Raw genomic sequence first — 22,411 nt, 5'->3', positions numbered from 1 at the left:
ACACAAAGAACGGGAGAAGCGTGTCTGCATTTTCGATTTTTTGTTGGCTCATGTGAGCGTTGATGAATATCGGCAGTTATTCAGACCTTCCCTAGTGAAATGGCCTCGGCCCCGTTGGAGGTAGAGCTCACTGGGTATGCCTTGGGCCTTTAGTGCAGCGTAGAAGTCGGTGGCGTGGTCGACGGGGACGAGTTGATCCCAACTGCCGTGAAACAGGAAAAACGGCGGAGCATTCGCGGTGATTTGCCGGGCCGGGGACGCCAACGCATACGCATCAGTCCGCTCGGCTCGGGTACCGCCAATAAAATCAATCACTAGGCGGCCATCGTTAAATTTCAGCAGGTCGCTGGGCAGTCCACCTGCGACCACCACTGCTAGGCGGGCGTGCTCGCCCCCATAGGGCTCTGCCAGCGGGCCTTCACTACCAGCAAGCGCCAGCAGGCTGACTAGATGAGCGCCGGATGAAAAGCCCACGCCAACGATGCGATCGGTATCTACCTGCCACGCGCCAGCATTCTCATGTATCCAGGCCATGGCCTGCTGTAAATCATGCAACTGTGCGGGGAAGCGATACTCTGGTGCAAAGCGGTGCTCAATATTGACGGTCACATACCCCTGCGCCGCCAGTTGTTCGGCAATGCCTTCCATATCCTCCGGGCCGCGATTGCGCCAGCCGCCGCCATGTACCACAAGCGCCGCGGGTCGTAGCGCTTCGCTTTGCGACTCGGGCAGCAGCACGTAGGCATTCAAAGCTTCAGGCCAGGCCTCGGGGGTATAGCGCTGGGGCGTAAGATGGGTGAACGGCTGAGGGGTGCGCAGAGCATTCTGTTCAATGGCGGACGCACCCTGACTTACCTGGTGGGTGGCGCCGCAACCGCTAAGCAGCAAGGCCAGGGTGCCAAAGCTCACTATTCGGCGTAGGCCACTTAGATCTGGCATGCTTATCTCCTTTTGGGCGATTGGTATTGGTTCCCCTCACCGTTACCTGCCTCCGCAGCCTTTTTCTCTCTTTGAGAAGGTCACGGTTGTTGCACACTTTATGCAAACGATTTACACCAAGCCCATTAATACTGACATCGTCAAATTACCATGTATTCATTAAGAACGAGGTATGCCATGAAGATGTCACTACGTCAGCTATTTGCTCCTGCCCTGCTGGCCGTTGCTCTTACCCCGTTAGCGTTTACCGCCCAGGCGGGCCATCACGAAGGCCAAGGAATGGACCGTGAAGCAATGATGGAGCGCATGGAAGAGCGTCGCCAGGAAGTGTATCAGCGCGCTGAGCTAAGCGGAGAGCAGCAAGCGGCACTCAACGAAGCTCATGCTGAACACCGGGAAGCTGTCCTTAATCTACGTGAAGAGCATCAAGCCCGTGTCGCTGAAATTCTCTCTGAACAGGAGCAGCAGGCACTGCGTGATGCAATGCACGAAATGCACGCTGAGTACCGTCAAGAGCATGGCCATGGAGAGCGAGGCAAGCGCGGCCACCATGACGATTCAGCTAATGAAATGGACGCAGAAGAAGCCGCTACCGAGTAAGCGTTTATTTAGCGTCAAACCCACTCTACACGCCCAGCCTAGCTGGGCGTGTTTGTTTCTATACTCCAGTCAGGCATCACTCTCTACCCTGCTGTTCCTCTCCTGCCGGCTTGAAGTAAGCATATAAACCGCGTATTTTATTTGAACGTTCATTCAAAAATAACGTATCACTCATCTTTGTCTTAACAACAGGAGTCCGCCTCCATGGCGAAAGACAACCCCGTTCTCCCCTCACGAGACCGCCTGAACCCCGTGGTTTTCCACGGCAGCGTCGCGGGGATTCTCGTGTTTCTTATCGTGACGATGCTGTTCACCGAACAAGCAGGCGCGTTCTTCGATGCGGGCCTTGCCTGGGTTAGCAAAACCTTTGGCTGGTACTACATGCTGGCGATTGTGGCGTATCTGGTGTTTGTGATGTTCATCGGCATGTCGCGCTTTGGCAGTATTCGACTAGGGCCCGACCACTCACGTCCGGAGTTCTCGCTGCTATCGTGGTCGGCCATGCTGTTTGCTGCCGGCATTGGCATTGACCTTTTGTTTTTCAGCGTTGCCGAGCCGGTTGCCCACTACCTGGCACCGCCGGACCTAACTCCTGAAAGCCAAGAGGCCATGCGTAACGCCGTTGTTCAAACTTATCTGCACTGGGGCCTTTCCGGTTGGGGCCTGTACGTGCTAATGGGCATGGCGCTGGCTTATTTCAGCTACCGCCACCGCTTGCCGCTGGCTATTCGTAGCGCGCTTTACCCACTGCTGGGCAAGCGCATTCATGGGCCGATTGGTAATGCGGTGGATATCACCGCCGTTATCTCCACCGTGTTCGGTATTGCCACCAGCTTGGGCATCGGGGTGATTCAGCTGAACTACGGCTTGAACTATATGTTCGACGTGCCGGAAACCCTGACGGTCCAGGTAGTTCTGATTGCGCTGGTGGTTGTTCTAGCAACCATTTCGGTGGTGACTGGCGTTGAGAAAGGTATCCGTCGCCTCTCCGAGTTCAACATGCTGCTGGCCCTGGCGCTGATGTTGTTTGTGCTGTTCTCCGGTGACACGTTGGTACTACTGGATAAAGTGGTCAACAACGCAGGCGACTACCTCTCTGGCTTTGTGGCCGCAAGCTTTGATACTTATGCCTTTGCTGATGAGGGCGCTCAAGAGTGGAAGATGTGGTGGACGATCTTCTTCTGGGGCTGGTGGATTGCTTGGACGCCCTTTGTGGGTCTGTTCCTGGCGCGCATTTCCCGTGGCCGTACTATTCGTCAGTTTGTGGCCGGTGCGCTGTTTATTCCGCTGTCGTTCATGATGGTATGGATGTCGATTTTCGGTAATAGCGGCATCGAGCTGGTCGCTAACCAAGGCGTTGTCGAACTGGGTGAGCAGGCACTTAACTCGCCGCAAACCACGCTGTATACGCTGCTTGAGTACTACCCCTATGTGGGCATTACCGCCGCCGTCGTAACCGTTCTGGGTATCGTGTTCTTCATTACCTCAGCTGACTCTGGCGCGCTGGTACTGGCCAACTTCACCTCAATCTTAAGCGACGTGAACCACGATGCGCCGGTGAAGCTGCGTATCTTCTGGTCGGCAGTGATTGGCCTGATTACCGTGGCACTGCTGATGGCGGGTGGCTTAAACGCGCTACAAAGCGCAGTCGTGATTACGGCGCTGCCCTTCTCGGTGGTGATCTTCGCCATTATGGTGGGCACCTATAAAGCGCTGAAACTGGAAGGCAGCAAAGCCGACGCTCGCCGCATGATTGCAGGCGGTGCCCCCGGCGGTGACTGGCGTGAGCGTTTAGATCGCGCACTGGACACCTCTAACCGTGCAGGTGCCACCGCGACCATTGAGCACTCGATTCGCCCGGCGATGACACAGTTTGCCCAAGAGCTTGAGAGCCGTGGCCAAACCGCTAACGTCACTGAAGAGCAGGTTGAGGGTGAATCCCTACCCAACCTAATGCTGCAGGTCGACTTTGGCGACGCCACCAGCTTTGTCTATCAAGTGTGCCCGCATCGCATGCGTACACCGAGCTTTATTCCAGCGGACGATGACTTCTACGTGCGCCTGGATGTGTACCTTGCCGAAGGCGGCCAGGAAAAAGACCTGAATGGCTACACCCGCGGCCAAGTGATTGGCGACTTAGTAGCAGAGTACGAACGCCACCTACACTTCCTTGCCCTGGCGGGTGGCCATGCGCAGGCAATGCCTGGCACCATCGGCGAACCGCCTGAAGATGCGCAGATGTAAGTAGCGCTTTACGTACAACGCGTAAAACGAAGAATCCCGGCCACGCGGCCGGGATTTTTTATGCGCGCTGGGCGTTTAACCCGCCATGTCTAGCACAATACGCCCTTCGATTTTACCGTCTATCATGCGCTGAAAAACATCGTTGATATTGTCCAGTGTATCCGTTGCGACGGTGGCTTCCACTTTACCTTCCGCCGCAAAATCGAGCGCTTCCTGAAGGTCGCTACGCGTACCGACAATCGAGCCACGAATAGTGATCCCATTGAGCACGGTGCTAAAGATGGGCAGTGGAAAATCCCCTGGCGGTAAGCCATTAAGTACCAGCGTACCGCCACGGCGCAGCATATTTTGCGCCTGATCGAAGGCCTTCGGCGACACTGCGGTGACCAGCGCACCATGGGCACCGCCAATGGTCTTTTTAAGGTATGCCGCGGGGTCGGTTTTCATGGCGTTTACCGTAACCGTCGCGCCCAAGCGCTCAGCCAGCGCCAGCTTGCCGTCATCAATATCGACAGCCGCCACGTTAAGCCCCATGGCTTTGGCATACTGCACTGCCATGTGGCCAAGGCCACCAATGCCCGAAATCACCACCCATTGGCCGGGGCGGGTATCGGTCATTTTTAAACCTTTATAAACCGTTACGCCGGCACACAGCACCGGAGCCAGCTCGACAAAGCCAACGTTATCCGGCAGCCGACCCACATACCCCGCATCGGCCAAGGTATAGTCGGCAAACCCACCATTAACGCTGTAACCGGTATTTTGCTGGGACTCACATAAGGTTTCCCAGCCGCCTAAGCAGTGTTCGCAAAAACCGCAGGCCGAGTAGAGCCAAGGAACACCAATACGGTCGCCCTCTTTGACATGGGAGACACCGGCCCCGACCGCCACAACATGCCCAACGCCTTCATGCCCTGGAATAAAGGGAGGTGAAGGTTTGACTGGCCAGTCGCCGTGCGCTGCGTGTAGATCCGTATGGCAGACCCCCGAGGCCGCCACCTTCATCAATACCTCCCCCTGCTTTGGGCGTGGAACATCGACTTCTTCTATGACTAACGGCTGTCCGAACTCGCGCACGACGGCCGCCCGCATTGTATTATCCATGATGCGACTCCTAATAATGGTTAACGGCAGTTCTAAGCTGCTCTTATCCGTAGAGTTAGCGCCAGAGGATGTGCAGCATCGCCCGGCCTAGGCCGGGCGATGGGACGACATAACAAACGTTTAGAAGAACCCAAGCGGATTGATATCGTAGCTGACCAGCAGGCTTTTGGTTTGCTGGTAATGCCCAAGCGCCATTTTATGGGTTTCACGACCAACGCCTGACTTCTTGTAGCCGCCGAAGGCTACGTGGGCGGGGTACTGGTGATAGCAGTTGGTCCATACGCGGCCCGCTTGAATGCCACGCCCCATGCGGAAGGCCACATTAATATCGCGGCTCCACACGCCCGCGCCCAAGCCAAACTCGGTGTCGTTGGCAATCGCCAGCGCTTCTTCCTCATCTTTGAAGGTGGTCACCGCCACCACCGGGCCGAAGATCTCCTCTTGGAACACGCGCATCTGGTTGTTACCTTTCAGCAGCGTGGGCTGAATGTAATAACCGCTGTTAATGCTTTCATCCAGCGTTTCTTTGTCACCACCGGTAAGGAATTCAGCGCCTTCATCCCGAGCGATATCCATGTACGACATGATCTTATCGAATTGCTCTTGGGAGGCCTGGGCACCTACCTGAACGTCGGTATCCAGCGGGTTACCGCGCTTGATGGTCTTGGTGCGCTCGATGACTTTTGCCATGAACTCGTCGTACATACTCTCCTGGATCAGCGCCCGCGACGGGCAGGTGCACACTTCGCCCTGGTTAAAGAAGGCCAGCACCAACCCCTCTACCGCCTTATCAATAAACGTCGGCTCGGCGTTCATAATATCGGCAAAGTAGATGTTGGGGGATTTACCGCCGAGCTCCACCGTGGAGGGAATAATATTTTCTGCTGCGCACTTCAAAATATGCGAGCCCACCGGCGTCGAACCGGTAAAGGCAATCTTGGCGATGCGCTTGCTGGTCGCCAGCGCTTGGCCTGCTTCCGCACCGAAGCCGTTGACGATATTGAGCACGCCAGGGGGCAACAGGTCACCAATCAACTCTGCCACTTTTAGAATGGACGCCGGGGTCTGTTCAGCAGGCTTGAGCACGACGCAGTTGCCTGCCGCTAGCGCCGGACCTAGCTTCCAGGCCGCCATGAGAATTGGGAAGTTCCACGGAATAATTTGCCCTACCACGCCCAACGGCTCGTGGAAGTGGTACGACACGGTGTTGGCGTCGAGATCGGCAGCGGTGCCCTCTTGAGAGCGCAAACAGCCAGCAAAGTAACGGAAGTGGTCGACGGCCAGCGGAATATCCGCATTGAGGGTTTCACGCACGGCCTTACCGTTATCCCAGGTTTCAGCCACGGCCAATAACTCAAGATTTTGCTCAAGGCGGTCGGCGATTTTGAGCAGGATATTACTGCGCTCTTGCACCGAGGTTTTGCCCCATGCCGGCGCGGCTTTATGGGCTGCATCCAGCGCTTTTTCGATATCTTCAGCGCTAGAGCGGGGAATTTCACAGAACACTTTGCCATTAACTGGGCTAATGTTGTCGAAGTATTGGCCGTTCACCGGGGGAACAAACTCACCGCCGATGTAGTTACCATAGCGCTTTTCAAACGAGACAACAGAGCCCGCTTCACCTGGGTTGGCGTAGATCATGATACTGCTCCTGGGTATTATGATTATTAAAAGGTGCCTACCCAGTGTTGGCCACACATGGCATTCTTGATATAGCCCGATGGCAGGACGCACCTTCATCCCTTGGTAGGAGACGCCATGTACTCGCTGTTAGTGGCAGATGACCATCCACTGTTTCGTGATGCGCTACACGCCGTCATTAGTAGTGGATTCACCGACACCCAACTGCTTGAGGCCGACAGCCTGGCGTCGGCCATGGCACACGTTGAGACCATGGAAGGGTTAGACCTGCTGCTGTTGGATTTAAGCCTACCTGATGCCGACGGGTTAGAGGGCCTGAAAACCCTGCGCGAGACGTTCCCTTGGCTGCCGGTGGCCATCGTCTCGGCCCACCAGGAGCGCCAGCTCGTGCTTGATGCCATTACTCTGGGGGCCGTAGGCTATATCCCGAAATCCACTCCTAGAGAGCAGCTTCTCGCCGCGCTACAGCAAATTCTCCAGGGCCAACTCTACCTGCCCGCCGATATCATGCGACGCCCTCCTCCCCGGGCAATACCTGCGGCAGCAGGCGAAGATTCGGAGGATAAACCGAGCCGCCTGCCCCGGCTCACCGACAAACAGCTAGACGTGTTGGGCTGTATGAGCCAGGGAATGTCCAACAAGCAGATTGCCCGAGAACTGGACATTGCTGAAACCACGGTAAAGACCCATGTATCGGCTATTTTGCGAAAACTGGGCGCTACCAGCCGGGTACACGCCATTGTGATGGCCGGAGAGGAGGATTTAAACGGCTACATCGCCAAGCGAATGGCGCGTTAGCGGCCCTCTAACAGCGTACCTAACAGCATCTTCAAACGCAGTGGTTTAAGCGGCTTTAGTAGGCAGTGCATCCCTGCCTCCCGGGTAGCCCGCTTTAGCGAAGCTTCGTGGTTGGCGGTAATCACCACTGTGGCTAACCCAGGATAGCGGCGGCGCAGCCGGGCGGCTAAGTCGATGCCGTTCTCACGATGCTCCCCTAAATGGTAATCCACTAGCAGTACGGCCGGGCGTTCACCGTCGCTGGCGGCTTCCAGTGCGCTTACCGTTGCCGCTGCCCGTACTCGGCACCCCCAACTGCCCAGCAGCGCCTGCATCCCTTCAATAATCGCGGGGTCATCGTCCACTACCCACACCACGCAGCCCTGCAGCGGGTCATCGCCCCACTGCGCGGATGGCACCGGGCTGGATCCGCCTTCTAACGCGCCGCAAGAGGCTGCGTAGGGCACCAAAATAGAGAACAGCGAGCCATGACCTAGCCGTGATGCCAGTGTGACGGGGTGATCCAACATGGTACTAATACGATCGACAATGGCTAGGCCTAGCCCCAGGCCGCGACTGTGGTTGGCCTGTGGCTGGCTGGCGCGACGAAACTCCAAAAAAATGGCTTTGCGCTGGGGCTCTGGAATACCGGGGCCAGTATCACCCACCATAATCTCCAGGCCATCGGCCCGGCGGCGGCAGCCTAACAGCAGGTGGCCGTGCTCTGTGTAGCGCACCGCATTGCTAAGGAAATTACGCACCACCCGCGCCAGCAGCGCTAAATCGGACTCCACCCACACCCGCGAAGGTACATAGTGAAGGGTGAGCCCGCGTACCCCCGCCACTTGGCGATACTCCTCCGCCAGCGCATCCAGCAGCGTACTTACGGCAAAGGGCGCCTTATCGGCGTGAAGCACTCCGGCATCCAGGCGGGAGATATCCACCAGCGTGCCCAGCAAGCCCTCGACATCTTTCAGCGAGCGCCCGATGTGGCCGACAAGCGCCTGGGAGGACTCAGGTAGCGCATGGGTTTCCAGGGCGCTGGCAAACAGCCGTGCCGCATTGAGCGGTTGTAGAAGGTCATGGCTAACGGCGGCCAAAAACTTGGTTTTAGAGACGTTAGCCGCGTGGGCTTCAGCGTTGGCTGCCAGCAAACGAGCGTTGACCTGACTTAACTCATCCAACGTGCGGTGCAGCGCATCGGTGCGCTCACGCACCTGTTCGGCAAGCAGCACCGAGCGCTCAAAGGCAGCATAGGGCGCGCCATTAGGGCTACCGCCGGATTCCACTCGCTCCATTAACGCCGTACACACTTTGCGTAGCCGGTGGTTCTCTTCACGCAGGGCCGCAATATCGTCGCCTTGTTGCGAATCAGGGAGTTGGAAGAGCGCCAAAGGCCACCCCCGTAAACGTCTGGTTCACATGCATGCCGTGGTGCTGCTCGCCGTAGGTATTAAATCCCACGACACGGGCTTGGCGCAGCAGCGTCGATGCCTGGCCAAGTTGCCCCAACGACTCCAGCGCCATCCGTCGCAAAAAGCAGTCGCAGCCAATAATCGCAGCGGGCTCGCCTAAGCGGGCTTCCACTCGCTGCAGCATGTGGGCTAAATCGGTGAGCAGCGGCGTGGGCTGCATGGCAGTCAGCACAATGCCGTTTTCCACCGCGCAGTAGAAGCTTAGGCTGCCATCATCATTGACCCGTTGAATCGAGCGAATATAGTGCTGGCCGCCCAGGTGTACCGCCAGCGGGTGCTGGGCAAAAATGGGAGGCGCAAGCGCCTCAACCGAACAGCCCACCAGCGCGGCATACAGTTCGGCCGCGGGGACACCGTTAAGCTCCAGCACGCGGCGGCGCTCACGATCCGCAGCGGTGACCACCAACTTGTGCTCAAGTGGCTCAAGGTGGTGGGTGGAGAATACTTCAAACGGTAGCCGAGTATTCATCATGACCACCACCGCCGCACGGGTATGGAAGCGCCCGTTAGCGTATACATGGGTATGGGTTAAGTGGTTATCGTCCCCTGCAGAACCGCCAAAGCTTGGAATGCGCCCCAAGGCCGCATCCAGCGTTGCCAGCACTTGCTCTTCACGACTGGATAGCCCATCCAGCAGCGTCAGGGCAAAGCTGTGTTCGTTGACCGGCGCAACGGCTTGGCGGCGGCAACGCTCTAACAGCTTATCCACCAAGGGCTGCGCGGTGGGGAGGTCAAAGTACTCCAAGTCATCAATCAATGCGGTTTCTATCGCAAAAAAGCGCTGGTCAAAGCAGATCGCCACCACCGAGCCGCGGTCATAGCCATCCGGCGTTAGCTCGCCTGCGGTGGTGCAACCACTAATAGGCAGTTCGCCAAAGGCGCTGCTTAGCGCCTGGGCAAGCGCGGCCAGCGGATACTCTGCGCTACAGAAAAACAGCACAAAGCCTGCATACTCATGGTAGAGCGACGCCGCCAACTCGTTGGCGGCTATATAGGGGTCAGAAGCCCGGCTTGCAGCGGTTATCAGGCCACTGTTAGTTAAGCTGATGCTCACGATGCCATTGCTCCAACGCAGCGTGGGTGCGTGCCGCACAGTGGTGCAGCGCGCTAAAGGCCTCTTCAATCTGAGCGCTTGAGGCCTCTGGCTGCCCTGCTAGTTGCTCTAAGTGCTTTGACTGAGCGGCCAACTGCTCGGCACCTATGCTTAAAGATTCGCCTCGCAACTGATGAGCAAGGCGCTCCATCTGAGGTAGCTGCTCACTCGCTATTTCTGTATTAGAAGCGAAGCAATCAACCAACTGGCCAATATAATCATGCACTTGCTGATGATAAAGCATTACCAGTTGTTTAACGCTGTCAGCCCCTATCGAGCTGGTTAACGTCGCAAGCGTCGCTTCATTGAGCAACACATCGTTACCTGATTCGGCGGCGATAGGCGTTGACGGCGTCTGCGCAGGCGTCAGTTGAAGCGCCAGTACATTGCTTAGCGCCAGCAGCGAGAGCGGCTTGGTAATATAGTCATTCATACCTGCCGCCAGACACCGCTTGCGGTCGTCTTCGGCGCCACCAGCCGTCATCGCCACAATCGGTACATCGCTGCACCAACCGCCCTGGGCACGCAGTTGCTGGGTCACCGTTATTCCGTCAATATCGGGCAGTTGAATATCCATAAAAATCAGGTGTACTTGCTGGCGCTTAGCCATCGCGAGCGCATCGTAGCCATTTTCAGCGCACACTACGTCACACCCTAATCGTGAAAGCAGGCCTAGCGCCACTTTACGGTTTACCGCGTTATCCTCCACCAACAGCAGCGAAGTACCGTTAAAGTCTTGAGTAGGCTCTGCAGGTTGCGATGTACTAACGGGGCTAGCCTCCACTAGCGGCAGCTCGCACCAGAACGTGCTGCCCTCGCCGGGTGTGCTAATGACGCCTAATCTTCCCCGCATCGCGTCGCTCAGCCGCTTGCAGATAGCCAACCCTAGGCCGGTGCCGCCATAACGGCGGGCAACGCTCTCATCCGCCTGCTGAAAAGGCTCGAACAGCGTCTCTTGCTGCTCGCTGTTCAGCCCGCAGCCAGTGTCGCTAATTTCAAACAGGAGGTGCTCTACCGTTGATGTAACGCGAATGGAGACGCTGCCGTGGTCAGTAAATTTGATGGCATTGGCGATAAGATTGAGCAGAATTTGGCGCAGTCGCCCCGCGTCGATCATGACCCACCCAGGTACTAGCGGGTCAACGTGTAATGAAAGCCGCAACCCTTTCTCCTGGGCTCGTGGCTCAAACAGTGCCATCACCCCCTCTGCCAGAGGGTTTATGGCCGTGGACGATGTTTCAAGGGTTAAGTGGCCTGCCTCAATTTTAGAAAAATCGAGAATTTCATTAATCATCGCCAGTAGTTGGTTGGCACTGTCGTGAATGGTGCGGGCGTAATCCTCTACTTGGGCGGGGCTTGCCGGTTCACGCAAGAGCTCGCTCATGCCGATCACACCGTTTAGCGGCGTGCGGATTTCATGGCTTACCATTGCTAGAAAATCAGATTTAGCATGGTTGGCGGCTTGGGCCTGCTTGGCCGTTACCTGAAGCTGTTTACTAAGCTGCTCTTGTTCCCGGCGTGCCGCAGCACTTTCGCGCATTTCACGCACCAAAAAGATAATCACCAGCAGCACCGCTAGGCTCATACCTATCAGTAGTGACATTAAGAGTTTATAGAGCGTGCTGAGCAGCGCTCGCTCTTCCGTCGCGGACTCAGCCAAGTAGCCATTGATGGCAATAACAAAGCGCTCAGTAAGCCGTGTAAGCACCTGCAGCTCGCTTTCCAAAGCGGTGACCGGCATTCGTGCCAATTCATCATGCGGCTCAAACATAGGGTCTAAGCTGTCGAGCTGCCGCTGGATTTGGTCAAGCAGCTCCCTTGCCGAACTGATACTCTGCAGCAGCGAGCTGACCTCCCCTTCTCTTAACAGGGTGATCCGGCTATAGAGGAGTTCAAACCGTAGGTTTAGCTCATCCTGGGCGGCGGGAGAGAGGGGACCCCGTGTTTCCGCCAGCAAGTGGTTCAGTAGTTGAACGGCGTCACGGTCGAGCTTATAGACCACCCAGGCCGTATCTTCTCGCAGGCTTTGCGTCAGATTATCCTGTCGCCATGCGGATAAAGCGGCCACCACCAGCGCGGCCGCAAATAAAAGTACGGTAATAATCGCCACCAGCTTGAGGCGGCGCGGATAGCGAAGCAGTCGGGGCGCTCTTGTGACGGATTCACTGGCGGACATTAATATGCATTACCTGCCATACGGCTCTAAAGCGCATTCGTTCGCTTAGCAGCGCTTTATCCTGATCAAAGGGATAAAGCACCCATAAAGGCCCGTACTCACGGATAGGAATAGCTTTCTCGTCACGCTCTAAGGCCAAAATCACATCGTAGTCGTAGAAATCCGCGACGGGAATTTCAGCTTCATACCCGTTAAGCGCCACGACGTTAATGATCTTGCCTTCCGCGCCTACCTGCTCAAGCAGGGTACGCATAAGCGGCCCACGGTAGTGGCTGTTCCCTTCCGTCCACGGTGTTCCTGTCGTAAATTCATGCTGCGGAAGTGCGCTAAGCATCGCGCGATCAAAATGGGCTTCTTCGCCCACATTGGTCACCGCAATATCACCATCAAGTTTGAGTATCACTGGCCCACTCGGTGCCGCCAGCGAATCTGCTGTCTCAGCGAGCCCCGTATGGGGAATGCTGAACGCCAGCATAATCCACCCCAATAACAACGCTTTCACTACTGATTCCTCATATCGCAGTGCCCCAGGCGACGAAACCGTGACCGCCAACGCACGCTCAAAGCAATAAAAAAGAGATGGCGTTTAGGGTACGCCATCTCAATTCATAGGTCAGGCTAATTACGATGTTTTTGGTAAGCAGTAAGTAACCCTGGCGTTTATTAGCCGCTAGGTTTTCAGGTTTTCAGCTGTTCGACCGGTTCAAACCGTACTAGATCTTCATAAGCGTGCCAGCTTGCATGGCCAAGCACGGGCAGAATCAGCGCCAAGCCAATATAGAACGTCATAACGCCCACTAACACACAGCCAGTAAGAATGGCCGCCCACAGCAGCATGGGCCGGAAATTGCGAGCTACACAGCGTACGCTGGCTTCAATGCCTTCCATAAACGTCAGGTCTTGGTCCATCAGTGTCGGGATGGCCACCACACTGATCGCGAAAGCACCAAAAGCCAGCACACCACCTGCTACCGTGCCAACGGCCAGCATACTCAGGCCTTCCTGCGTGGTTACCAGCGTAGTGTATAGCGTTGCCGGGCTGGGCACTTCAAATCCAAAGAACAGCGCAAACAGCAGCGTGGCTAGGCGTATCCAGGCGAGAAAGAAGATCATCATCATGACGCCCATCATGGCAAGTTGCCCAGCATGGGGCCGCCAGCTACCAAACGCATCGCCCAAGTTCGGGGTACGTCCGCGCTCAAGGGCAAGGCTAATGCCATAGGAACCAACGGCCACCAGTGGCCCGATAAACATGAAGCCAGCAATCATTGGCAATAGCCAATACCAGTAACCCAGCGTGTAAGCACCAAGGGTAATGGCAATACTCAACCCCACCCAAAACATGCCGTAAGCGAGGCTAATAGCGGACGCACGACGAAAATCTTCCATACCTGCGGCTAGCCAAGCACGTGGTCTTTCCATCCCTACCTTATTGATAATGATTTTGACGTTCGGCGCACCGGATGAGTGGTCGTGTGTTTTTGTTGTTACTGCATTCATGGCGTAACTCCTGTGATTTACCCCAAATGGCTGTCACTGACCCAAGCACCAAGGTAAATAGCTACCATGTGTGTTGATGACCATTAATCCAACGTTAATGGCTTAATGTTCTATTAATGTAGCTGAGCCGCTGCTTCGCGAATGCTTTTGAAGGCACTCAGTACAAAAAATCCTTCATCGGCGCTTTTAACGACAATTAATTCGATGCGTTAGCGTTTCGTTATATTCGAGCCAAAAAAAAGCTCCAAGCCGGGGCTTGGAGCTTTATGACGCACGTTGCGCTTACCGCACGATCATCACCGACACTTTAGCGTGGTGAACGACATGCTCGGCGTTGGGGCCCAGTACGTAATCAACGAATTTACGCTTAGTATGGGATGCCATCACAATCAAATCGGCATCAATCTTCTTGCCGACCTTGATGATGGCCTCCCATGGTGAGCCATCGACAATCACACTTTGGGTTTTGATCCCTTCAGGCACATGTTCCTGAATGAATTTATGCTGCGCTTCTTTCATCGCCGCATGCGCTTTTTCAGAAAAGTTTTTCGGAAAGTAAGCGCCAACCATGGGCATTTTAAATTCCGGTAGTACCGTGACCACATGTAATGTTGCACCAAAGGTTTGGCACAACGTTACCGCTGTGGGCAGCGCCTTCTTCCATGAGGCCTCTTCGTTCAAGTCCACGGGGAGTAGCACTTTATGGTACATAGCAACCTCCTTAAACAGCGGCCACTTCGTTGGCTTCTTCACGACGCCGACGGCGACGCTGCATCACGACGACCAACCCAAAGATGCCGAGTGCGGGTAACCACATCCACTCTTTTGTCCAACGATCTACCGGGGCCAGCACTTCGAGGATCTCTTGATCGAAATCGAAGCCTAGCTCAGCCGCCTGACTGCCGAACTCGACAAAGTCGACCAGGGTTTGGTCGCCATCTTCGTAAAGCTCTATGCCCAGGTTGGCCATGCGCTCTTCGCCTGTTTCGCCACGCGGCACAGGTACTAGCATATAGGTCGTCATGGGCGCACCGAAGTCGTCCTCACCGGCAATTTGCACCCGCAAGTTACTACCGTCATCGACCCGACCTAATGCCTCTGCAAACTGGGCAGGCGGCACTGACTCGTAGGGATCATGGATTTTGTCCATCCAGAAGCCCGGGCGGAACAGCGTGAACGCCACCAGCAGCAGTAACAGTGACTCGTACCAGCGGTTGCGGGTCAGCATGTAGCCTTGCGTACCTGCTGCAAAGATCAGCATGGCGATGGTAGCCACAATAAACACCAAGATGCCCTGCATCACCGTGACATCAATCAACAACAAGTCTGTATTGAAGATGAACAGGAACGGCAGTGCGGCGGTACGCAGGCTGTAGTAAAACGCCTGGAAGCCGGTACGCAGCGGGTCACCGCCAGAAACTGCCGCCGCAGCAAAAGAGGCCAGCCCCACAGGCGGCGTGACATCCGCCATGATGCCGAAGTAGAACACGAACAGGTGCACAGCAATCAGCGGTACGATCAGGCCATTTTGCTGGCCCAGCAGCACAATCACCGGAGCCATCAGCGCCGATACCACGATGTAGTTCGCCGTTGTTGGCAAGCCCATACCCAGAATCAAACTCAGCAGAGCCGTCAGCAGTAGAATCATCATCAGGTTACCGCCTGAGAGAATTTCCACTACGTCCGCGAGCACTAGGCCTACCCCCGTTTGGGAGACCGCACCCACGACGATACCCGCCGTGGCAGTCGCAATACCGATACCAATCATGTTGCGGGCACCGGTCACCAGGCCATCCCACAGATCCTTAAAGCCTTCTTTGATATCGGCCGCCATTTGGCTGCGGCCACGGAAAATCGCGATGATCGGGCGCTGGGTAACCATGATGAAAATCATAAACATGGTGGCCCAGAACGCTGACAACCCAGGCGAAAGGCGCTCCACCATCAAGCACCACACCAACACGACAACCGGCAGAATATAGTGTAGGCCGACCATGACCGTCGGGCGAGTTTGCGGCAGCTTCACGACCTCTGAGTTGGGGTCGTCCATCTCCAGCTCAGGGTAGTTAGCGCCTACTTTCAACAAGCCGACATATACAATCGCCAGCCCTACAGAGACCACCCAGGGGGTCGCTTCACCCAGTACCGGCTTTAACCAGCCCAAGCCGTAGTAGACGGCGATGGAGAGACCCATCAGCAGCAGCAAACCGGTCATAAAGCCGATCACTTTGTTCAGCAACGGGCGTGCCGGATTGCTGGACGGCAGGCCTTTCATATTGGCCTTGAGCGCTTCCAGGTGAACAATGTAGATCAGCGCGATATAGGAGATCAGCGCCGGTAAGAAAGCGTGCTTGATGACGTCGACATAGGGAATACCCACGTATTCCACCATCAAGAAAGCAGCAGCCCCCATGACGGGCGGCATGATCTGGCCATTCACCGAAGACGATACTTCCACCGCACCCGCTTTTTCCGCGCTAAAGCCGACTCGCTTCATCATCGGAATCGTAAAGGTGCCAGTGGTAACGGTATTGGCAATCGACGACCCCGAGATCAAACCAGTCATACCAGAGGCTACCACTGCCGCTTTGGCTGGGCCGCCTTTGAAGTGGCCAAGCAGCGAGAACGCCACTTTGATGAAGTAGTTACCGGCGCCCGCTTTATCCAGCAACGCACCAAACAGTACAAACAGGAAAACAAAGCTGGTCGAGACCCCCAGCGCAATACCAAACACCCCTTGGGTACCTAGCCACTGGTGGTTAATCAAACCACCCAGACTAACGCCGCGGTGGGCCAAAATGCCCGGCATGTAAGGGCCAAACAACGAGTAAGCAATAAACACCGCCGCCACGATCATCAGGGGCGGCCCTAATGCGCGACGAGTCGCCTCTAACAGCATCAGAATGCCAACAACGCCCACGATAATATCCTGGGTAATCGGCAACCCAGGCCGCTGGGCCAAATCAGCATAGAAAATAAACAGATAGGCGCCGCAAAACGCCGCTACCGCTGCCAATGCCCAATCAGCTAAGGGCACACGATCACGAGGAGAGCGCTTAAAGGCGGGGTACGCCATAAAGGCTAAAAAGAGCGCAAACGCTAAATGAATCGAGCGCGCTTCCGTGGCGCTAAATACGCCGAAGCCAACAATATAGGGAAGTGGCGATGCAATCCATAGCTGAAACAGCGACCACACTGCTGCAATACTCACCAGCAGCTTACCGGGTACGCCTAAGGGTTTCCGTGCCCCTGTATCGCTGGAAGCGACCATATCCTCCAGGTCGTTCTCAGCGGCTGCCGAAGGTTGTTTGTCATCACGCATACGCTTGCCCTGCCTAATGGTCAGCGCTGACAATCAGCGCTCTCAACAAGAAGCGCGGACACCCAAGGTGCCCGCGCTTTGCAACTCAAAGCGACGCTACTCACCTTCCGTCAGTAGCGTCACTCTTTTACAACTTATTCGATCCAGCCACGCTCACGGTAGTAACGTGCCGCACCATCGTGCAGCGGAGCCGTTAAGCCGTCAGAGATCATGTCTTCTTCGTTGAGGTTCTCAAACGCCGGGTGCAGGCGCTTGAAACGATCAAAGTTTTCGAATACTGCTTTCACCGTTTCATAAACGATATCTTCATCAACAGCGGTCGAAGAAACGAAGGTTGCCGCTACACCGAAAGTTTCGACATCTTCGTCGTTACCACGGTAAAGGCCACCCGGAATCACAGAACGGGTGTAGTAGGGGTACTCTTCGATCAGACCGTCGATCTCTTCGCCAGTCACAGAGACCAGACGCGCATCAATGGTGGTGGTCGCTTCTTGGATAGAGCCATTCGGGTGGCCTACCACGTAAACCATTGCGTCGATGTTGTTGTCAGACAGGGCAGCCGCCTGCTCAGCCGCATCTAGCTGAGAAGCCAGCGCGAAGGTGTCTTCGTCCCAACCGAACGCATCCATGACCACGTCCATGGTATTGCGCTGGCCAGAACCAGGGTTACCGATGTTGACGCGCTTGCCTGGGAAATCGCTGATGTTCTCGATACCGGAATCCGCGCGGGCCACCACGGTCAGCGGCTCACCGTGCATGGTGAAGACGGCACGCATATCTTCCCAAGCGCCTTCTTCTTCAAAGTTGGACTCACCGTGGTAAGCGCGGTACTGAACGTCAGACTGCACAACGCCCATATCCAGCTCACCGCTCTTCATGCCGTTGACGTTAGCAACGGAACCACCGGTAGACGGGGCGTTACAACGGATGTTGTGCTCATCGCTGCCACGGTTAACCATGCGGCATACCGACTGGCCAACCACATAGTAAACACCGGTTTGGCCGCCGGTACCGATGGTGATGTAGCGCTCCTGAGCAACGGCCGGAGAGGCAAAGGTTGCCGCTGCAATTAACGCGCCTGAGAAGGCCGCGGTAGAAAATACATGGCGTTTCATGAACACACCTCTTTATCTTGATGTTGTGAGCGTTATGCGCTTTGAAGCCACCTGCAGAACGGTTCCCTTCAGGTGTTTCGGTTCCAAAACGTTGTCAAGACAGTCTGTTATCGACCTCGGCATTTAGTGCCGACTGTTCCTACTTTAGCGAAAAAAATGCTAATTGGCGAAGTACGAGACAATTTTATGCCTGCACCGCAGGCAGCGCAGCGCATTGCCTAGCCAGCGTGATGACGCTAGCTACTCTCTCAGGAGTTTGTCCTAAGCGCTTTTCCTAAATGCTTTCACTTAGACATTGGCACACTTTTTCGCTTGTCTGTGCGTCTGCCGCCCAGTCTAATAGCCGGTAACGTTTAGTAAACGTTAAACATCATGCCATATTGGCATAGGCCATCGCTTATTGGTTATCTCGGTTGATCATTAGACGTTATAGCCCAACACCGTGGGCAGCCACAGAGCAATGCTGGGAAATATCGCCACCAGTGCCAAGGCGCACCCCATGGCAACCACAAACAGCAGCGCCCAGCCGATCGTATGCTCTAGGCGTATCTTGGCAACTTCCGTGGTCACCATCAGGTTCACCGCCACCGGAGGCGTAAATTGACCAATGGCAATATTCATCGCCAGCAAAATGCCAAACCATACCGGATTCCACTCAAAATGCTGCATCACCGGAATCAGAATTGGCATCATGATCAGATAAATCGAAATCGCATCCAGCAGCATGCCCGCCACCAGTACCGCCAACATCACCAGTATCAACAGCAAGACGCCGTTATCGGTCAGGCTGATGATCCATTCCGCTAAATGGCGGAAGGTGCCGAGCATCGTGCCTGACCAGGCAAAAATTCCCGCCAGTGCGATAATCAGCATCACTACGCCAGAGATAATCGCCGCTTCCCCCAGTAGCTCCCACACATCCCGAAGTGTCAGCTCTCGGGTAAGAAACAGGCCTACCACCGCCCCATAGGCAACGGCCACCACGGCGGCCTCTGTGGGCGTAAACAGTCCTGAGCGCAAGCCACCTAGAATCAGCACTGGCGCAAACAAGGCAGGCAGCGCCTCGCGGAAGGTTCCGCGTACCGTCAGTTTTTCGGCTCCGTCCACCGGCGTGCCTTCCCAACCGTAACGCTTGGCGACCAGCATCGCCGGTACCAGCAGTGCAAGGCCCGCTAAAATACCGGGGAATAACCCCGCAGCAAACAGGGCACGCAGATCAACGCCCGGCACCACAATGGAGTAGAGAATCAGCGCCACCGAAGGCGGAATTAAGATAGCCGTGGAGGCCGAAGCCGCAATGAGCGTGGCCGAAAACGGCTTGGGGTAGCCTGCCTTCGTCATGCTAGGCAGCATCACCATGGCCACGGCAGCGGCGTCAGCGGGGCCAGAGCCGCTCATGCCGCCCATAATCATGCACACCAATACCGCCACCAGCGCCAGCCCACCGTGACGGGGCCCAATGAGCGCCTGGGCAAAACGCACCAAACGCAGCGCCACGCCTGCTCGCTCAAAAATCAGCCCAGTGAGAATAAACAGTGGAATCGCAATGAGAGGGTATTTAGCGATGCTGTTATAGGTATTGGTACCCAGGGTGGCCAGCATATCCGGCGAGAGCCCAAGCACGATGCCCACCGCCCCAGAAAGCGCCAAGGAAAAAGCCACCGGCACGCCAGCAATTAATAGCCCGGCAAATGCCAAAATCATCCAAATATCAGGCGTCACTGGTTAGCTCCCCTTTCAAACGGTCACGGGTTTGCTGCACCAAGCGCCATAGCATGGCAGCAGACAAAATAGGCAGCCACACCAAGTACCACCACTGGGGCAGGCCTAACCCGGGCGACAGCGACTCCCACTGATACTCCTGCCACGCCAACTTGCCGCCATACCAGGTAATTAAACCCAATACGATCAGGCCACACAGGGCTTGAAAAAGAATCAGCGCGCCCCGCCACCACTCAGGCAGGGCACGCTCTAAAAAGCCAATGCGGATATGCCGGTCGCGACGCAAGGCAACCGACGCACCGGCAAAGGTCAGCACGACCAATAGAAAGACGGAAAACTCTTCCGTGAACGAAAATGAGCCGCCTGTAAGGTAACGAGTAATCACATTACCCAGACTAATCAATGAAATCACAATCAGCGCCAGCGCACCTAGCCAGCGCTCTGGGCGTGCATCAGGAAAGCCTTTCATGGCAGCCTCACAGCAAAGAACCGCCGCCCTGTTTAGGCGGCAGTCAAAACCCTTGAAGAATTAACGTGCGTCGATAGCAGCTTGGGCAGCGTTCACTACCTCTTCACCAATGCGCGGGGCCCACTTTTCATACACTGACTGAGTGGCATCCACAAAGGCCTGGTACTGCTCATCGGTCAGCTCGGTCACCGTGACGCCACGCTCTTGAATCGCGGCTAAACGCTCGCTCTCCTGCTCACGGGTCATGGCAATTTCCCACGCGCCCGCTTCTTCGGCTGTTTCACGCAGCATCTCCTGCTGCTCTTCACTCAACGACTGCCAGACCTGCTGGTTAACGGCAAAAATAAGTGGGTCGTTCATGTAGTTCCAGAGCGTCAGATGCTCCTGGCCCACTTGGTCAATACGCGCCACATCAAATACGGAAAGCGGGTTCTCCTGGCCATCGACCGCACCGGTAGTGAGAGCAGGTTGGGCGTCGGTCCAGCTCATCTGCGTAGGGTCAGCGCCTAAGGCGGAGAACGTATCCTGGAACAGCGGCGAGCCCACTACGCGGATCTTCAGGCCATCCAGATCCTCCGGCTGGCTGATAGGGCCACGGGAATTAGACACCTGACGGAAGCCGTTTTCCCCCCAGGCCAGCGGAATAACGCCACGGGACTCAATCGCCTCGAAAACCATAGTGCCCGCATCCCCGCCGGTCACGGCATCGACAGCGGCTTCATCAGGAATAAAGAACGGTAAAGAGAACAGGTTCAATTCCGGCACTTGGGGCGACCAGTTGATGGTTGAACCCACGGCGGCATCAATCAGGCCAGAGCGCATGGCGGAAAACTCGCGGGTTTGATCACCCGACACCAGCTGAGAGTTGGGGTAGACCCGCAGGGTGAGTTCACCACCGCTGCGCTCCTCCACCAGCTCTGCCCACTTTTCAGCGGCCTGCCCCCAAGGAAAGGCCTCTGAAAGCACGGTAGAGACCGAGAGTTCGCGCGCTTGCGCGGAAAAAGCAGCCGAGAGCAGTGCAGCGCCAGCTAAGCCAGCGGTAAAACGAGCCATAGAGCGTGTCAGCGTCATTATTATCGATCCTTTTTTATCGGTTCTTATAAGGTGCCTAGCTTTTAAAGGCCATCGGCACACTGCCCATTGTAGGCAGTTAGCAAGCGAAAGGAAGACGTCTAAGGTCGGTCTTGGCAATACAAAGGTGGTAACCCCACGACTCATAGCAAAACGCCCTGAATATCTTCAGGGCGTTGCCAGGGTTTGCATTAAATGGCTACTCGCCAGCGGCCAGCCACGTATCGACTAACTCGCGGTTCTCGCCAATCCAGGTGCGCGCCCCTTCTACGGGGTCGCCCTGCTGTTCAATCGTCGCCATCAGCCCGCCTAAGGTATCGTCATCCATATGCCACTCGTTCAGCACTTGGGTGAGCCACGGGTCGTCTTCCGCGAAGCCTTTGCGGGAGAACCAGAAAATATCGTCGCTTTCACCGTAAACGCCCTGAGTATCTTCCAGGTACTTAAGATCATACTCAGCAAAGGCCCAGTGCGGGCTCCAGAGCGTCACGGCAATGGGCTCTTCACGCTGGTACGCATCGTCCAGGGCCGCCATCATGGCTGGGTCGGAGCTATATAGCTGACGCATCGGCAAGTCATAAAAATTGATGGCATCATCCGTTGACCCGGCAATCGCGGAGCCAGAATCAATCCCAATAATGGTGGGGCGCCCTTGATAGGAGAATTGTTCAGCGCTATCGCGCAGCGCGTCGATGGTGTCGATCTCAACGTAACTAGGTACCACAATGCCTAGGCCAGTGCCTTCGTACCACACGTCGTGCACATCAATCTCATCTTTATAGGGCGCAAGAAAATCTTTGTCCGTCGTGGGTAGCCAGATTTCCAAAGAGATATCGAAATCGTTATTGGCCAAACCGCTGTACAGCACGCTTTTGCCCACATCGGTCAGCTCAATCTCGTAGCCGTGCTCCTCTTCCAGCACGATTTTCCACATATTGGCGACGGCAATATTTTCAGCCCAGTTATTGGTACCAATGACCAGCTGCTTATCGTTGGCATGGGCGGAAGCCGCTAGCGCCATGCTCAGGCCTAACAACGTTGATGAGATTTTCTTCATAATCGTTCCTCTGTTATTACTATTGATCTCGATACAACGACTGTTGCCGCCTTACTATAACACTATGTTTAGATTATTAGCTTAAAAGCTCCCTAGCCGTTATATA

General features: G+C 55.7%; 18 protein-coding genes. 3 read left to right on the top strand and 15 right to left on the bottom strand.

Annotated features, from left to right (window positions below; genetic code table 11):
* Positions 1–48: 48 nt before the first annotated feature.
* Positions 49–939, bottom strand: a complete 891-nt coding sequence (locus ACIGG6_RS16745; RefSeq protein ID WP_399846072.1) for an alpha/beta hydrolase fold domain-containing protein — start codon at positions 937–939, stop codon at positions 49–51.
* A 177-nt stretch (positions 940–1,116) separates the two neighbouring features.
* On the opposite strand from ACIGG6_RS16745, the gene ACIGG6_RS16740 reads away from it, so the two are divergent.
* Positions 1,117–1,539, top strand: a complete 423-nt coding sequence (locus ACIGG6_RS16740) for a hypothetical protein (protein WP_399846070.1) — start codon at positions 1,117–1,119, stop codon at positions 1,537–1,539.
* Between the two features lie 204 nt (positions 1,540–1,743).
* Positions 1,744–3,783, top strand: coding sequence for a choline BCCT transporter BetT (gene betT, locus ACIGG6_RS16735; protein ID WP_399846068.1), 2,040 nt, complete (start codon positions 1,744–1,746; stop codon positions 3,781–3,783).
* Positions 3,784–3,858: 75 nt separating this feature from the next.
* Here the strand turns inward: betT and adhP are convergent, their stop codons facing one another.
* Positions 3,859–4,887: an alcohol dehydrogenase AdhP gene (gene adhP, locus ACIGG6_RS16730; RefSeq protein WP_170968122.1), complete on the bottom strand. Its 1,029-nt coding sequence runs from the start codon at positions 4,885–4,887 to the stop codon at positions 3,859–3,861.
* 120 nt (positions 4,888–5,007) lie between these two features.
* Positions 5,008–6,528, bottom strand: coding sequence for an acetaldehyde dehydrogenase ExaC (exaC, locus tag ACIGG6_RS16725; RefSeq protein WP_399846064.1), 1,521 nt, complete (start codon positions 6,526–6,528; stop codon positions 5,008–5,010).
* A gap of 117 nt (positions 6,529–6,645) precedes the next feature.
* Between exaC and ACIGG6_RS16720 the strand changes: the two genes are divergently transcribed.
* Positions 6,646–7,326: a response regulator gene (locus ACIGG6_RS16720; RefSeq protein WP_253506684.1), complete on the top strand. Its 681-nt coding sequence runs from the start codon at positions 6,646–6,648 to the stop codon at positions 7,324–7,326.
* Here the strand turns inward: ACIGG6_RS16720 and ACIGG6_RS16715 are convergent.
* The 12 genes from ACIGG6_RS16715 to ACIGG6_RS16660 all read right to left on the bottom strand — a co-directional run bounded on the left by ACIGG6_RS16715 (position 7,323) and on the right by ACIGG6_RS16660 (position 22,305).
* Positions 7,323–8,699 carry a NahK/ErcS family hybrid sensor histidine kinase/response regulator gene (locus tag ACIGG6_RS16715; protein ID WP_399846061.1) on the bottom strand — a complete coding sequence of 459 codons (1,377 nt, stop codon included), beginning with the start codon at positions 8,697–8,699 and terminating at the stop codon, positions 7,323–7,325. The two genes, ACIGG6_RS16720 and ACIGG6_RS16715, sit on opposite strands and share 4 nt — an antisense overlap.
* Positions 8,677–9,834: a nitric oxide-sensing protein NosP gene (gene nosP, locus ACIGG6_RS16710; protein WP_399846058.1), complete on the bottom strand. Its 1,158-nt coding sequence runs from the start codon at positions 9,832–9,834 to the stop codon at positions 8,677–8,679. The genes ACIGG6_RS16715 and nosP overlap by 23 nt, the downstream gene beginning before the upstream one ends.
* On the bottom strand, positions 9,815–12,049 hold the full coding sequence (locus ACIGG6_RS16705; protein WP_399846055.1) for an ATP-binding protein: 2,235 nt from the start codon (positions 12,047–12,049) through the stop codon (positions 9,815–9,817). Before ACIGG6_RS16705 ends, nosP begins: the two co-directional genes overlap by 20 nt.
* Positions 12,036–12,524 (bottom strand): molybdopterin-dependent oxidoreductase, encoded by a 489-nt coding sequence (locus ACIGG6_RS16700; protein WP_253507478.1) that lies wholly within the window; start codon positions 12,522–12,524, stop codon positions 12,036–12,038. The genes ACIGG6_RS16705 and ACIGG6_RS16700 overlap by 14 nt, the downstream gene beginning before the upstream one ends.
* Before the next feature lie 203 nt (positions 12,525–12,727).
* Positions 12,728–13,549 (bottom strand): DUF2189 domain-containing protein, encoded by an 822-nt coding sequence (locus ACIGG6_RS16695; protein WP_062374077.1) that lies wholly within the window; start codon positions 13,547–13,549, stop codon positions 12,728–12,730.
* A gap of 282 nt (positions 13,550–13,831) precedes the next feature.
* Positions 13,832–14,260, bottom strand: a complete 429-nt coding sequence (locus ACIGG6_RS16690; RefSeq protein WP_253505463.1) for a universal stress protein — start codon at positions 14,258–14,260, stop codon at positions 13,832–13,834.
* 10 nt (positions 14,261–14,270) lie between these two features.
* A complete protein-coding gene (locus ACIGG6_RS16685) occupies positions 14,271–16,871 on the bottom strand; it encodes a TRAP transporter permease (protein ID WP_253505465.1) in 2,601 nt (866 codons plus the stop codon).
* A 134-nt stretch (positions 16,872–17,005) separates the two neighbouring features.
* Positions 17,006–17,986, bottom strand: coding sequence for a TAXI family TRAP transporter solute-binding subunit (locus ACIGG6_RS16680; RefSeq protein ID WP_253505466.1), 981 nt, complete (start codon positions 17,984–17,986; stop codon positions 17,006–17,008).
* Positions 17,987–18,406: 420 nt separating this feature from the next.
* Positions 18,407–19,708 carry a TRAP transporter large permease gene (locus ACIGG6_RS16675; protein WP_399846051.1) on the bottom strand — a complete coding sequence of 434 codons (1,302 nt, stop codon included), beginning with the start codon at positions 19,706–19,708 and terminating at the stop codon, positions 18,407–18,409.
* Positions 19,698–20,177: a TRAP transporter small permease gene (locus ACIGG6_RS16670; protein WP_253505470.1), complete on the bottom strand. Its 480-nt coding sequence runs from the start codon at positions 20,175–20,177 to the stop codon at positions 19,698–19,700. Before ACIGG6_RS16670 ends, ACIGG6_RS16675 begins: the two co-directional genes overlap by 11 nt.
* Before the next feature lie 60 nt (positions 20,178–20,237).
* The gene (locus ACIGG6_RS16665) at positions 20,238–21,248 is read right to left on the bottom strand and encodes a DctP family TRAP transporter solute-binding subunit (RefSeq protein ID WP_253505471.1); all 1,011 of its coding nucleotides are present in this window, start codon (positions 21,246–21,248) and stop codon (positions 20,238–20,240) included.
* Positions 21,249–21,447: 199 nt separating this feature from the next.
* Positions 21,448–22,305: a glycine betaine ABC transporter substrate-binding protein gene (locus tag ACIGG6_RS16660; RefSeq protein ID WP_399846047.1), complete on the bottom strand. Its 858-nt coding sequence runs from the start codon at positions 22,303–22,305 to the stop codon at positions 21,448–21,450.
* Positions 22,306–22,411 lie beyond the last annotated feature (106 nt).

It is taken from the genome of Vreelandella lionensis (assembly GCF_044543515.1).
GTDB lineage: Bacteria > Pseudomonadota > Gammaproteobacteria > Pseudomonadales > Halomonadaceae > Vreelandella > Vreelandella lionensis.
Note: the sequence above shows the minus strand (reverse complement) of the source record. Positions and strands in the feature narration are given on the sequence as shown.